The sequence below is a fragment of the Halomicronema sp. CCY15110 genome, assembly GCF_016888165.1.
Classification (GTDB): Bacteria; Cyanobacteriota; Cyanobacteriia; order Phormidesmidales; family Phormidesmidaceae; genus Halomicronema.
In genome coordinates this window covers 1-14,727 of the sequence record NZ_JACSWC010000134.1, presented here as the reverse complement: position 1 = coordinate 14,727, position 14,727 = coordinate 1, and the positions used below count along the sequence as shown (strand labels likewise).

Genomic DNA, 14,727 nt, shown 5'->3' with positions numbered 1-14,727 from the left:
CGTAAGCGATCGCTCCCAGATTGCCCAACCACGATACCGCCCCCTTCATAAAGTTGTATAAACGACAACTATAAAAAGCATGATGGTTTGACGAACTTGGGAGAGCTCCCGGGTATCTTGGCAGCATATCCCCTATAAGCTACGCGCAATCAGAGCAGGGCACAGAAGCGGCAATCGCTGAAATGTGTGTTCGACCCAGCGAGGCAACAGAGGCTTGCCGTATCAGTTTTGCCCCCAGAAGATAAGGGGCTATCACCTGGGTGAAGCAACAGCTAGTGGTGGGGGCAGCACCAACGCAACGACAGGGGTGTTATGAGTGACTACCAAGATGTGTTCATTTCTTATGGGCGAGTAGACAGCAGAGACTTTGCCGCCAAGTTGAGCGATCGCCTCACGGCGGCAGGCTTGCAAACCTGGTTCGACTTTAACGACATTCCGTTTGGCGTCGATTATCAAAAGCAGATTGACGGCGGCATTGAGCAGTCCGACAATTTCGTCTTCATCATTGCGCCCCATTCCATCAACTCGGCCTATTGCAGCCTTGAGGTGGAGTTGGCTGTCAAATATCGCAAGCGCATCATTCCGCTGCTGCACGTCGAGGCAATCAGCTATGCAACCTGGCAGCAGCGCCATCCCGATGGTACCGAGACCGAGTGGCAAGCATATTGTGCAGCGGGTAAGCATTCCAGCTTTACCAACATGCCCCCCGAACTGAGCAAAATCAACTGGATTTACCTGCGCGACGGCGTTGATGACTACGCCGCTGGGTGCCGCAATTTGCTGGAACTGATTGAACGAGATCGCGACTACGTTCACACCCACACTTGGTTGCTCGACCGGGCACTCATCTGGGAGCGGCACCAAAAGCAAACTCAGTATCTGCTGATTGGGCGTGATCGCGAACAAGCCGAGTCCTGGCTGCACCAACCGTTCAGCGATCGCCAGCCCCCCTGTGAACCGACGGATTTGCACTGCGAATATATTGTCGAGAGCCTCAAAAACGCCCAAAACTTGATGACACGGGTGTTTTTGGCATACATTTCCAGCGACCAACTCCGAGCTGATGAACTGCGGCGGGTGCTGCAACGTCAGGGCATCACTGTCTGGCATGACGGGGCCGACATTCAGGCCAGTGCCGATGTCTCGCAAGCGGTGCGCACGGGCATCGAGCAGGCTGACAATATCGTGATGGTCGTCTCCCCAGAGTCGGTACAGTCTGCTCACTGTCAGGAGGCGACCGCCATCGCCCTAGAGCTGCATAAGCGCCTCATTCCTGTGATGGTCAACGCCGTTGCGCCCACCGACTTACCCGATCACCTGCAAGGGTGGCAAGCCATTGATCTGACTGCGCCCTCGGAGTCCGACTCGCACCAAGCCGGACTCGACCAACTGCTCAAAACCGTCGCCACCGATGCGACTTACCACAACGAACACAAGCAGCTTTTGGTCAAAGCGCTGAAATGGCAGCGGCAACAGCAAAATCCGGCGCACCTGCTGCGGGGCTATAACCTGCGCCATGCCGAAACCTGGCTGAAAGTGGCCCGCGATCGCCCCCAGAGTGCCCCCACACTGCTGCACATCCAATTCATCGAAACCAGCCTGCAACAGCCCCCCGTCGGCTCCCTGGATGTCTTCATTTCCTACTCGCGCACCGACAGCGACTTTGCCCGCAAGCTCAACGAAACCTTGCAGGAACAGGGCAAAACTACCTGGTTCGACCAGGAAAGCATCGCCTCGGGAAGCGACTTTCAGCAAGAAATCCATCGCGGCATCGAAGTCGCCAACCACTTCCTGTTTGTGCTGTCGCCAGAGTCGGTAAACTCGCCCTACTGCGACGACGAAGTCACCTACGCCGAGTCCTTGGGCAAGCGAGTGCTCACCGTCCTCTGCCGCGATGTCGATCCCAAAGACCTGCACCGAGTGTTACGCCCTGTCCAGTGGATCGACTTTCGCCCCGACGCTGCCGAGTTTGACGCCAGCTTCCGAGAATTGGTGCGGGTGCTGGAAAGCGATCGCGACCACCTGGCTGCCCACACCCAACTCTCTCTCAAAGCCCTGGAGTGGCAAACCAAGCAGCGCAACGACAGCCTCCTGCTGCGTGGTACCGAACTCGACACCGCCGCCATCTGGCTCACCGACGCCGAGCAAAAATCTCCTCCGCCTACCGCCCTGCAGCGGGAATATTTGCAAATCAGCCGCGCGACTTATCGGGCTGACCAGCGGCGACGGCAGATTTTACGAGGGGCATTGGCGATCGCGGGCGGCATCATCGTTGCCTCGTTGGGCTTTTCTTATCGCACGATACAGCAAGCACAAAGCGGCCTAGCCGAAACAATTCAAGCGCTGAATTTGGCGGGTGATCGCGTCTACGATTTGGACCCCAGCGATCCGGAAAACTTGATCAATAGCCTGAAATCTGCCAGCTATCTCGACCAGCTATGGGGGTTTCGGAGCGATACGTCAGCGCTGAATGCTCAAGTATTGGGGAATCTCATTCGCGATCACCATGCGATTCCCATTACCCACATTTTGACCGGCCACCAAGATGGCGTGCAAACCGTAGCGTTTAACCGCAACGGTGACCTGATCGCTACGGGGGATGCCGACGGGGAGCTGCGACTCTGGACCCCCGACGGGCAACCGGTGGCGCACTGGTATGCGACTAACTTTGCCATTTTGACCGATTTAGCCTTTAGTCCCGATGGGCAGTGGCTGGTCACTACCGCCTGGGATAAAACGGCCAAGATTTGGGCGATCACCCCCCTGTCTACAGCGACTCCGCCTAAACCGCAAGCCGTGTTGACTGGGCATGATGATGTGGTTTACAGCGTAGATGTGAGTCCCGATGGGCAGCAAATCGCCACCGCCAGCCTGGATGGCACGGCCAAACTGTGGAACCAGGAGGGCACGGAAGTGGCGACGCTCGACGATCACACCGATCAGGTGATTGATGTGACGTACAGTCCGCAGGGCGAATGGTTAGCCACGGCGAGCAACGATGGCACGGCGCGGTTATGGGATGCCGAGGGGACTTCTCGTCAAGTGTTACCGAGTGTCGATGGCGGCACCGTGTTTGCCGTCGCCTTTCATCCCACCCAACCGCTGTTGGCCGCTGCCAACCAATCGGGCAGTGTGCAACTCTGGTATACCGATGGCAGTTTGCGCACGACTATTTCCATCAGTTCAGAGGATGCCGATGCCGATCTAGAACTGCGGGATGTGCGCTTTAGCAACACCGGCAATGTTCTGGCTGTCGCAAGTACAGATGGGCAGGTGCGCCTCTTTGACCTCGACGGCAATTTTCTGATGACTTATCAGGCGGACGATCACATCAATAAGCTGAGCTTTGCCCCCGACGATTCGTTTATTGCCGCCGCGAGTCGCGATCAGACGATTCGGCTGTGGTCAATCGAAAAGACGGTTTTTCGCGAAAGAAATGAAATGTACACCCTGGCCGTGCATCCGAGTGAAGACACTTTTGCGGTAGTTGGCGATCAAGGATTGGTGAGTATCTGGCATCGCTCAAGCCGCAAAGTGGAGATTCCCGGTTTTGCCGGCACTGTGCAGGCGGTAGACATCGCTGAAGATGGCACTATCGCGATCGCGGGGACAGCCGACTTCAACGAGTCAACGCTCAATCGGGCTCCTCGGGGCATAAAACTGCTAGATGCTGAGGGGCGACTGCTGCAGGAATTTTTTACAGACCCGGCGGGATTTATCTCTGACCTGAAGTTTAGCCCTGATGGACAGATCATCGCGACAGTGGATTTTGATGGCCAACTCATATTGTGGAACCGTGACGGTCAACCCCAAATGAACATTACCAGTACGCAGCCCATCACCCGCGTGAACTGGTTAGCGGACGGAACTCGTTTGCTAACCGCAGAAGAAGGTGGGCGCATCAAAATTGTGGATACCACAGGCGCGGTGAAAGCGGAGTGGGTCGCCCATGACGGCAATGTGCATAACGCTGTGGTCAGCCCGGATGGTCAATCTATAGCCACCGCTGGCCAAGAAGGTTTAGTGAAGATATGGTCGATGACGGGGGAGCGGCTACAAACCCTGCAAAATTTTGCTCCTGCTGTTCAGGGGAGCCATCGCGGCGTCTGGGGATTGGCCTTTAGCCCAGATGGTAAATATCTGGCTACCAGCAGTGCCGATAGCTACGTACGAATTTGGGATGCCACTGGCCACCTCGTCGCGATGTGGCATGGTCACACCGGGTCAGTCAATGACATCTACTTCAGTCGCGATGGCCAGTGGCTGCTCACCGTCGGCTCAGACCGCTACGGTCGGCAGTGGCCTTTTGATACCGATTTATCTACCCTGGTGCGACAAAGCTGCGATCGCACCCAAACCTATCACGACAGTTTGAACGCTAGTGCCGCCGTGGAGCGACTATGCCAGAAGGCGGCCCAATCACCATGAGTCAATTAGACGAAATCTGCAAACTTCAGGGGAAATTGCCATGAAAAGCATCGTTACTGGGTGGGTGCCTGATCATCCTGATCGCAATGACTTTACGCTGCAAAGCCTAGTGGAAGCAGGCGATTTCAGAATTATTGAAGCTTTAGAAAATCGCGAAAATGACATTATCGCTCTGCTCAACCACCTCATCGATCAGTCATCAGCGGATGACACCACCCGTCAGATCAGCGAAAAACTCAAACAGCACTACAACTCCATGGTCGTGCTGCAACCCGCTCAATTTGTCCCTGATGCCTCAAGTCCGGCCTCAACCCACACCATTAAAACCGTCCCCCACGATTATTTAAAGACTTTTTATCAACTTGCTTTTCCCCACAGTCGACAAACGCTAAATACACTGGTGAAAGCGCAACCGGCCCAGTTTCAGGCGGTGATTGATGTGGTTTATCCACTGATTGAAAGTGCGACGATTTTGGCCGCTCCTATCAATCGATTCAACTCCCGCAAAAAAAATATGGTGTTCCTCATTCACAATTTGTATCTGCCCCTCGCCCTCTCAGCGCTGCAACATCTTCAGCTCAATGATATCGCCGCCAGTGCATTGCCGTGGGCGCAAATTAGCCAGCGAGCCGATTTTCGAGAACGCTATCTCGCTTTTCGCACGTTTGCTTCAGTCACGAATGTCAGCGATGGTGGCGATGATGGCGTCGCAATGCAGAGGCTCTGTGATGAAATCTGGCAGACATTGCAGTTTTGCTACCAAGCAGTCGGGGATTTCGAGTGCCTCCAGTCTCCAGAGGGCGATCACACTCTACTACAGCAAGACATTCTGCAATTTATCAAAAACAGCCTATATTTCTTTGACGTAGCGATCACCCCACAGATCGATGACAAACTGAAGGAGTTATTTCGTCAGCCAAAATTGACCACACGTCCGCCGACACGATTAGCCAGTGGCGATGTTTTTCTTCTGGCTGGTCAGGCAATTGACCAGGAAGCAACTAACGAGAAGAATGTGGTCAAGTCCACCTCCCTTCAACCTCTAATCCATATCCCCATTTTGCGATCGCAGGCCGCTCCAAACACCAAAGATTCATGGTTGCGCTTACCTAGTTCGGTAGACCTGACGCCTTGGTGCTCCCCCATTGAAAATCAGGGCACGCTGCAAGCTTGCTCCAGCCATGCCGCGATCGCCCTCGTGGAATATTTTCACAAACGCAGCGCCCAGGGCTACTATGAAGCGTCTCGCCTCTTTCTCTACAAAGTAACCCGTGACTTGATGCAGGTTACGGGCAACGTCGGCACCTCCCTGCGTGAGACCATGAAAGCGATGGTGTTGTTTGGCACCCCTCCCGAAAAGTATTGGCCCTATGACGAAACCCGGCTGGATACCCACCCCGGCGGCTTCTGTTTTGCGTACGCCCAAAACTATCAGGCCCTCAAATATTTTCGCCTTGACCCGCTGAAAGAGACCAACAAGCTAGCGTTGTTGTTACAGATCAAAGCGTTGCTGGCAGCGGGTTTTCCCTGTGCGTTTGGGTTTAGCCTGTATCGCTCGGCCTATTTAGAATCCCTCAAAGATGGCGACCTGCCGCTACCTTGTGCCGACGACCTCAACGAAGGCGGTCATGCATTAGTGGCGGTAGGGTATGCGGATGATCATGTCGTGCTCAATGCGGACGGGGAACCATGCTGCCCCCCCGTGGAGATAGCTACAGATGCCACCCCTAACCCTGAGGACAAATACTTTGCCCAAGGCGCGTTTCTGATTCGCAACTGTTGGGGCAATGAGTGGGGCGACCATGGGTATGGCTGGTTGCCCTACGCCTACATCCAGCAGGGGCTCACTTCAGATTGGTGGTCGCTGGTCAAGGCTGAATGGCTCAACACGGCGCAGTTTGGTCTGGGCAGCGGTTCTCAGTTGGGAGATCGTCAGACTTCTACTGATGTGCAAACTAAACAGGTTGGTAATTCAGCCAATGGTTAACAGCATGCTGACTACCGCAATTTAATGGGCGTTCATCTTGTCTCGGCCAGTCCGGCGCGTTGCCTTACAGCAGCACTTCTTCGAGTTTGTGTTGCTCCCAAAGTTGTTGATAGAGGCCGGGTTGGCGGACGAGTTCGTCGTGGGTGCCGATTTGGGCGATGCGGCCTTGATCCACCACCATGATGCGATCGCTCAAGGCGGCGACGCCCATTTGGTGAGAGATAAAGAGCACCGTCTGATTTTGAGTTCCCGTTTTCAGGTTATTGAGAATGTCAGTGGCGGTTTGGTTATCGACGCTGGAGAGGGCATCGTCGAGGACGACCACGGGCGCTTCCACCATGAGGGCACGGGCGAGGGCTGATCGCTGTCGTTGGCCCCCGGAGAGCGTAATGCCCCGCTCCCCCACAATGGTTTCGTATTGTTTGGGGAAGTTGTCAATTTCGGGGGCGATTTGGGCGAGTTTGGCGGCGTGTCTCACTTCCGGTAATTCCGCCAGCGGTTCCCCATAGCGAATGTTGTTCTTGATGGTGGTGCTGAAGAGGAAGCTCTCTTGGGGCACGTAGGCGATCGCCTGCCGCAAGTCCGCCAGAGGAATGTCCGTAATATCCTGACCGTCGAGGAAGATTTGGCCGGGCGCAATATCCAGCAGGCGGGGCAGGGCATTGGCCAGGGTCGATTTGCCGGAGCCAATGGGGCCGACGATCGCCACCGTTTCTCCCGATTGAATGGTGAACGATACGCCGTTGAGCGCCGGAGTTTTGCTGTCGGGGTAGGCAAAATTCAGATTGCGGGCTTCCAGGCGTCCGCTGACCGTTTCGCTGGGTAAAGCCTGAACCGTAGGCGCATCGACAATCTTCGGTGTGCTGGTGAGAATCGCCTCGACGCGATCGATACTGACCTCGCCCCGCTGATAGGCCGTGATGGTGAAGCCCAGCAGCGCGGTGGGAAAGACCAACCGTTCCACGTACAGCACCATGGCGATAAAGTCACCGACGGACAGCGCCCCATCGGCGATCGCCCCGGCCCCCGTCGCCAAAATCAGCAGCAGACTAATGCTGGCCAGCCCCCCCAACAGCGGGAACAGGGTGTTGCGGGTGCGGGCGAGGGTCAGGTTGGCATCCAGCAGAGTATCGTTTAGTTCCGCAAAGGCGCGGCGCTCGTTCTCTTCCTGGGCGTAGATTTTGATCAGCGAAATGCCGCTCAGGTCTTCTTGAATCAGTTCGCTCAGGCGCGAGGTGGATTGCTGCACGCGGAGTTGTTGATTGCGCAGGCGATCGCTAAACAGCCGCACCAAAATCAACATCACTGGATACACCGCCAGCGCCACCACCGTCAGTCGCACATTTAGCGACAACATCACCGGCACCGTGAAGGCGTAGGCAAACAGGGTGTTCACCAAACTCAGCACGGCAAAGCCCAACAGGCGGCGAATGTTATCCACATCGCTAGTGGCGCGGCTAATTAATTCGCCAATGGTGTTGGTGGCAAAATAACTCGGCTCCATGCCCAGCAGGTGCTGAAAAATGCGCTGCTTGAGGTCAAACTCAACCTGTCGCCCCACCCCAAAAATCAGGATGCGCGACGCCATGCGCATGCCCCACATGATCGAAGCCAGCACCAGCACCACCACCGCATAATACGTGATGCGGTTAAAGCTAAAGGTGACCTGCAACTCGTCAATGCCATCGCGTATCAGCAAGGGAATCCGCACGCCGACCAGATTCACCAGCAGCAGCGCTAGGGTGCCCAGGGCGACCTGTCGCCAATGGGGTCGCAGATATTGTCCAAGCTTTCTCAGATGCCAGTTGCCCTGGGATGATTGTTGCGATCGCGCCATACTGCTGCCAAATATCCACCGTTCTCATCCTAGACGACGAGGCTGAAGTTCCAGGGGGCGATCGCTGCTCCAAAATCGTGCTGAGTGAGGCACCCAGGCGGTATTCTACGGAGCAGGAAGCATGATCGCCGGGTAGGTTGAACGTCGCACCATGATATTGAGTTGGCGCAAGGAAGCAGATTTGAGGCGGGTCGGGGCGATCGCGACGGCCTTTTTCCTGATCATCGCCGGACTGCTGCTGCATCGTTATTTCACCTATTACGCCTCCTACGATCAGGGCATCTTTAACCAGGTGTTTTGGAATAATGCCCACGGCAATTTCTTCCAGAGCACGCTGTCTTCCCAGTTATCGACCGATGTGATTCACGCGGGGGAATTGCCGAGGGTGGACTATCGCCGTCTGGGTCAGCATTTCACGCCTGCGCTGCTCTTGTGGTGGCCGATTTACCGGCTCTTGCCCTCGCCCGTGACGTTGTCCGTGTTGCAAGCGGCATTTGCCGCGATCGCCGGTCTGCTGCTCTATTTTCTAGCCCGCAAGCATTTGGAGCATCGCCTCTCACTCGCGATCATGGTGAGCTTTTATGGGGCGATCGCTGTCCTCAATCCCTACCTCGCCAACTTCCACGATTTAGGGCAGATTCCCCTCTTTATCTTTGGCCTGCTGCTAGCGATGGAATATCGCCGCTGGGCCATCTTTGGGCTGCTATGTTTGGCAATTTTGGCGGTGCGCGAAGATAGCGCCATTCCGCTGTTTGGCGTCGGGGCGTATCTGCTGGCGAGTCGCCGCCATCCGGCGATCGGGGCGGCGGTCTGCGCGCTGAGTGTCGGCTATTTTGTGCTGGTCACGAATGTCTTCATGCCGATCTTCTCCGACGACATTTCCAAACGGTTCATGATTGAGGAGTTCGGCCAATACCTCGATAGTGAAGAAGCGTCAACGCTTGAAGTGCTGTGGGCGATGGTGAGCCAACCCGGACTGCTGCTGCGCGAACTCGTCACCCCGCTGGATGGCACGTTGGAATACCTGGCCGGACACTGGCTGCCCCTAGCGTTCATTCCCGCGCTGTCGCCGACCGCTTGGATTATGGCTGGCCCGCCCCTGCTCAAAATGACTTTGACGGAAAGCAATTCTGGCCTCAACACCAGTATTCGCTACGCGCTGAATGTGGTGCCGGGCATGTTTTACGGGGCGATCATTTGGTGGCGCGGCCAGGGCTTTCGACGGTTTGGTCAGGGGCTGGAAAAGGTGACCCCGCGATCGCCCAGCCGTACCTTTCGCCGCGTTTGGCGCGTTTGCCTGATCATCTCGCTGGTGCTGGTACCGTTTACCAACCCCAGCCGGACGTTTTCCTTTGCCCTCCCTGACTCGTATCAGCCGCTGGTGTACGTGCCCTTGCCGCAACAGTGGCAGCGAGCGGGGGAAATCAATCAGCTATTGGCGCAAATTCCTGCCGAAGCCAGCGTCACGGCATCGACCTATCTCGTGCCCCACATATCTGGTCGGCGAGCGATTTTGCGCATGCCCCGCATTGAATATTTGAACGATGGGGGCACGGCAGAAACGGTGCAGTTCATCGCGGCAGATTTGGGGCGACTGCGGCGCTATCAGGTGGCCTTTGGGCGCGATCGCGATCGCTACAACACCTTCGTCCCCTTCATCAATGGTTTGCTGGATAGTGGTCAATACGGCCTTGTCGATGCCCGCGATGGTCTAGTATTGCTCCAACGGCATGTCCCCTCTGTCCCAGCAGCATTGACTGATTGGCAAACCTTCTTAAGTGCAGACGCGACCTAATACATTTGCATTAGACTTATCCTCCAGATCCCGCCGTCTCCCGGTATCGTAGAACTATGGGATATGAGCCACTCCACCACAAATATCGCCCGCAAACCTTCACCGAGTTGGTGGGGCAAGACGCGATCGCCCAAACCCTGAGTCACGCGCTAGAACAGCAGCGCATCGCCCCAGCTTATTTGTTCTGTGGGCCACGGGGCACGGGCAAAACTTCCAGTGCTCGCATCCTCGCCAAGTCTCTTAATTGCCTGACCCAAACCGAGCCCAATCCCCATCCTTGCGGCCAGTGTGAAGTGTGTCGGGGCATCAGCAACGGCTCCATTCTCGACATTGTGGAAATCGACGCCGCCAGCAACACCGGCGTTGACAACATTCGCGAGCTAATCGAACGCGCCCAGTTTGCCCCGGTGCAGTGCCGCTTCAAGGTCTATGTGATCGACGAGTGCCACATGCTCAGCACAGCGGCGTTCAATGCGCTGCTCAAGACCTTGGAAGAGCCGCCGGAACATGTCATTTTTGTGCTGGCGACAACCGATCCCCAGCGGGTGCTGCCGACGATTATTTCTCGCTGCCAGCGGTTCGACTTTCGCCGCATTCCCCTCGAAGCGATGGTGGGTCATTTGCAGGCGATCGCTCAAAAAGAAGCGATCGAGATTACCGAAGACGCGGTGCGTTTGGTCGCGCAAATTGCCCAGGGGGGACTGCGCGATGCCCAAAGCTTGCTGGATCAACTGAGTCTGCTGCCCCCCCCCATCAGCGCCGAAAAGGTCTGGGATCTCGTGGGCGCAGTCCCCGAACGCGACCTGCTGGAACTGGCGCAGGCGATCGCCACGGATGATGGCGTCACCACCCTCGACACGGTACGCCGCCTGATGGATCGGGGCCGCGAGCCGATGATTGTGCTGCAAAACCTGGCCGGCTTCTACCGCGACCTGATCATCGCCAAAACTGCTGGCGGTCGGGCCGACCTGGTGCCCGTAACGCCCCCAACGTGGGAAGCGATGAAAGAATTTAGCCAATCCCTTTCATTACCGCTGCTACTCACCGGGCAAAAGATCCTGCGCGAAGCCGAGACGCAACTCCGCAACACGACCCAGCCGCGCCTCTGGCTAGAGGTGACGCTGATGAATTTGCTGCCGTCGGCACAGGTGAGCGTAAGTCATGAAGCTGGGGCGATCGCTCCCCGGCCCATGCCTCGGGGAACCGCCCCAGCCGTTGCCGCTCCTCCGACTGCTGCTCCGACCGTGCCCCCACTGTCAGCGGCACCGCCCGCCGCCGCGACTGCGGCGGCTCCACCCCCCACTCCCACCGCTGCCCCGCCAGCTGCCAGCCCCCCCCCGCCGGCCACTGAGGTCACAACCCCAACTCTGGCTCCGGCTCCGGCTCCGACCAGCCCAGTCCCCCACTCACCATCGACTCCGCCATCGGCGGCTGCCCCAGCGGGCACCCCGGATCTGGTGACCTTGTGGGCGCAGGTGATTGCCCAAGTCAAGCCCATGGGCACCCGCGCCCTCCTGCAACAGCAAGGACATTTGATTAATTACGACGGCAAATCGGCTCGGGTGGGCATTCGGTCTGACAAGCTGCTGAAGATGGCCCAATCGAAGCTGCCCAATATTGAGGCGGCTTTTCAGCAGTTACTCAATCAGCCGGTCAAAGTTTCGCTAGAGGTGGCGGGTGCGCCGCCAGCCGAGAGCCCGCCGCCCATCACCGCGCCGTCGCCGCCCCCCGCCCAGAGCGATCACCCGTCGGCTGCCCCCCCGACTCCGCCGCCCGCCACTGCTCCAGAACCGACAGCGTCACCAGCGCCGCCCCATGCCATCACTCGACCAGAAGCGCCCGTGGCCCATCAGTGGCAGTCGGCGTCTGATGTCGATCGCGCCGTGAAAAGCTTCGCCGAATTTTTTAATGGACAAATTGTCGATTTGTCCGACGATGATGCCGATGAGACAACCTCGAAGCATAAAGGTGCCAAAGGCCACTCCAAACCGTCCTCCTCGCCGGGGCATGATGTCCCCTTTTGAGCCCCGACGCGGGGCGCTACGGTCGCCAGAAGTGATCCCAGTCGTCGATATTTCATCAGGCGGCCCGCTGTGCGTCTCCAGCCCCAAGGTCAATCCGGTTGGCTAGGGGCTGTCATTATTTATTTAGCCGTAAAATGCTTTTCCTGTCAGGGTGACAGCCCCTAGCTGGTTGAGCATGTGCGGGCGTGGGAATGTTGGTAGCGCAAGGCTTCTGGAATTAATTGATGACCCGCCTTAGATTTTCCTTAAGGGGGCGGCCCGCCCCCTGCTTATGGACAGTGATGAAAAATCAGCCAAAAGTTCTCCCATTCCAGCCCCACATGGCCCCCGGCGCATCGGCAAACTCAATATAGGTGCGGCTTTTGGGGACGCCGAGCGTCTCTTCAATTTTGGTGCAAAAGTCTTCGCTCATGGTTTTCGTTTTTGCCCCCATCGTGCCGACACTTTTGATCTCGACGTAGCATACGGGTTCAGTCGTGCCGGCAAAGGTCATCGCCACATCCCCCTCAAACGCCGTCATCACATAGGATTCGGGCTTGCCGAGATGAGCCGCGAGGCGGCTCGACAAATCCTTGAGCATGGCTTCGACGTGGGCTCTTTCTGGGGCCGGCAATGAGGTCTGTACCTTAATCAATGGCATAGTTTTCAACGCTTAGACAGTACAGTCTCTATGTAACCAGGGATGCCGAGAATGGCAAAGGGGCCACTATTGGCTGCCGGACAAATTCTGGCAAGGCGAGGGGTGTCGTCTCCAGTTTGGCGATCGCCCCCCAGTAAACGCAGTGTGGTGCTGATATCTTCGCTTCTGGGCGTCGGCATCGGCATTCATCTCCCACCTCCCTGCCACTGAGCAGATCGCGGGTAGTTCAAAAGTTTTAGCTCTCCTCGTTTCGTTACAGAAGTGGTAACAACGATAGCGACTGAATTCTTCTCATAGCAAGGGATTCAGCCATCAGTGCTGACAGTCGGCTTATTTTTGGCTTACTTTCCCTTGTATCAGGATGGGGTACCCTTTCAATTCTTTCAACTTTTCAACTATTGGCTTCAATCTATTGATATATGGACATTCAAGAGTTGAATACCCGTGCAGCTTTTTGCAACTATTGATCAGCTCGTGGACACTTACCTTCGTCCCATGAGCGATCGCCCTCTCGGCGACCAGTGCGGCCATTCTGCCGTGACAGAAATGGGGAGAGGTGAAGCGGGGGCAGGTGAAAAATAACGACTCTTCGATTCTGTCCAGGCGAGCGGTGGTGCGATAGTCACCCAGCCGGATACGGCAGTAGCCATCGCCGCCTTTTAGTTGCTTCAGGTTAGTGATTTCATCCAAGGTGTCAGCCGCTTCGATCGCCGCGATCGCCGCCCTCACTTTGCCGAGCAAGGCTTTATTGCGCCACTTCTGGAGGTCTTGTGCAACGGTTTTTCTAAATTTAACCTTCATTCTGGCTGTTCCAGAATGGCCAAGATGGCCTCTCGACTAACCGCCTCAGCATCCTTGCCTTCATCCATGGCTTTGATCAGGGCGATGGCTTCGAGGGCTTCAGCGATCAAGTCTTGCAAGAGGTCGCGCCGCTCTTCAAAGATTTCTAGGATGGCGGTCTTCATCAAGTCTTTGAGTTGGGTTTCGTTGAGGCTCAGGTCGGGTATGGGGGCGGGCTCCAAGGGGGGCAACGTTGGGATGGGGATATTTTAGCTAGGCGGCGGTTTGCAGGTCGGCGAGGTACCAGCGGGGGGTGCCGTCTTCGGTGTGGCAGGCGATGACGCCGAGGTCGGTAAGGGTGTCGAGGCAGTCTTGGATGGCTTTTTGCTTGCGGCTAGCGTTTTTGAATTGGGCTTTGACTTGGGCGACGGTCCATTCGCCGCCTTGGGTGCGCAGCAGGTCGCGGATGGCGGCGAGCTGGTCTTTGAAGGAGGTGGGGAATTTCTGTTGCTCGACGGGGGCAATGACAGTTTCTTCGGGGGCGGCGATGCCTTCAAGCGTGCCCTGTTGGGGCGCACGGCCGTGCGCCCGTACATCATCGGGGGCTTGGTATTCGGGGCGGAGCCAGCGGATGTGGCCGTTGCGTTCTTCTTCGGCGCGTTCGGCGTTGAGGGCGACGAGGTTTTCGAGGATTTGCTCGTCGGTGAGGGTGTGGGGCCAGCCGTAGGCATCGAGGACGGTGAGGTCTAGCTCGTCGTGGATTTGTTTGAGGGTGCTGACGAGGGCGCGATCGTTGTAGGCGCGGTCTTTGTCGGTGAAGGGCTCCCCAGCGCGGAGTTTGGTGAGCAGGTTGTACATGCCGGTGATGGTGATGTCGGGATGGGTGGCCTGCACTTGTTTGCGGTGGGCATCGAGCCGATCGCCTAGGTCGCAGATTTTCTGTTTTTGCTCTGGGGTGGGATCTGGGAAGGGGAAAGGATCGAAGCAAACTGAGTTGTTGTAACGAGGTCTATCTTCTAAAGTTCCTCCAGCGGAAAGAGACCATTTCACATGAACATGGCTAGAAAGAAGTCCTAGAAAATAAGCGTCTTCTACGGGAACTACAATGATTTGCTGGTCTGGAATCACTTCTGAATCTATAAACACAAATACTCTGTGCTTACTAGTACTCGACGGCATAAATAACCATAGCCATTATGAGGTCAAAGGCTTGCCCGAATAGTTCCATTTAAAGGG

10 protein-coding genes are annotated in these 14,727 nt (G+C 56.5%); 4 read left to right on the top strand and 6 right to left on the bottom strand.

Features of this window, described 5'->3' with window-relative positions; all coding sequences use genetic code 11:
* The first annotated feature begins 312 nt into the window (after positions 1–312).
* Both JUK32_RS02260 and JUK32_RS02255 read left to right on the top strand, forming a co-directional pair.
* On the top strand, positions 313–4,428 hold the full coding sequence (locus JUK32_RS02260) for a TIR domain-containing protein (protein ID WP_204137227.1): 4,116 nt from the start codon (positions 313–315) through the stop codon (positions 4,426–4,428).
* Between the two features lie 40 nt (positions 4,429–4,468).
* Positions 4,469–6,415, top strand: coding sequence for a C1 family peptidase (locus tag JUK32_RS02255; RefSeq protein WP_204137226.1), 1,947 nt, complete (start codon positions 4,469–4,471; stop codon positions 6,413–6,415).
* A 64-nt stretch (positions 6,416–6,479) separates the two neighbouring features.
* Here the strand turns inward: JUK32_RS02255 and JUK32_RS02250 are convergent, their stop codons facing one another.
* Positions 6,480–8,252: an ABC transporter ATP-binding protein gene (locus JUK32_RS02250; RefSeq protein WP_204137225.1), complete on the bottom strand. Its 1,773-nt coding sequence runs from the start codon at positions 8,250–8,252 to the stop codon at positions 6,480–6,482.
* Between the two features lie 151 nt (positions 8,253–8,403).
* On the opposite strand from JUK32_RS02250, the gene JUK32_RS02245 reads away from it, so the two are divergent.
* Together JUK32_RS02245 and JUK32_RS02240 are read left to right on the top strand one after the other, a co-directional pair.
* The gene (locus JUK32_RS02245) at positions 8,404–10,047 is read left to right on the top strand and encodes a DUF2079 domain-containing protein (protein WP_204137224.1); all 1,644 of its coding nucleotides are present in this window, start codon (positions 8,404–8,406) and stop codon (positions 10,045–10,047) included.
* A gap of 56 nt (positions 10,048–10,103) precedes the next feature.
* On the top strand, positions 10,104–12,071 hold the full coding sequence (locus JUK32_RS02240) for a DNA polymerase III subunit gamma/tau (protein ID WP_204137223.1): 1,968 nt from the start codon (positions 10,104–10,106) through the stop codon (positions 12,069–12,071).
* 289 nt (positions 12,072–12,360) lie between these two features.
* On the opposite strand, the gene JUK32_RS02235 is transcribed toward JUK32_RS02240, so the two are convergent.
* The 5 genes from JUK32_RS02235 to JUK32_RS02215 form a co-directional block, all read right to left on the bottom strand.
* Positions 12,361–12,711 (bottom strand): phenylpyruvate tautomerase MIF-related protein, encoded by a 351-nt coding sequence (locus tag JUK32_RS02235; protein WP_204137222.1) that lies wholly within the window; start codon positions 12,709–12,711, stop codon positions 12,361–12,363.
* 5 nt (positions 12,712–12,716) lie between these two features.
* Positions 12,717–12,890 carry a hypothetical protein gene (locus JUK32_RS02230; protein ID WP_204137221.1) on the bottom strand — a complete coding sequence of 58 codons (174 nt, stop codon included), beginning with the start codon at positions 12,888–12,890 and terminating at the stop codon, positions 12,717–12,719.
* A 151-nt stretch (positions 12,891–13,041) separates the two neighbouring features.
* The gene (locus JUK32_RS02225) at positions 13,042–13,512 is read right to left on the bottom strand and encodes a hypothetical protein (RefSeq protein WP_204137220.1); all 471 of its coding nucleotides are present in this window, start codon (positions 13,510–13,512) and stop codon (positions 13,042–13,044) included.
* Entirely contained in the window at positions 13,509–13,742 is a 234-nt protein-coding gene (locus JUK32_RS02220) for a hypothetical protein (RefSeq protein WP_239112245.1), read from the bottom strand. The genes JUK32_RS02225 and JUK32_RS02220 overlap by 4 nt, the downstream gene beginning before the upstream one ends.
* A gap of 22 nt (positions 13,743–13,764) precedes the next feature.
* Positions 13,765–14,670: a type IIL restriction-modification enzyme MmeI gene (locus tag JUK32_RS02215; RefSeq protein ID WP_309224468.1), complete on the bottom strand. Its 906-nt coding sequence runs from the start codon at positions 14,668–14,670 to the stop codon at positions 13,765–13,767.
* Between the last annotated feature and the right edge of the window lie 57 nt (positions 14,671–14,727).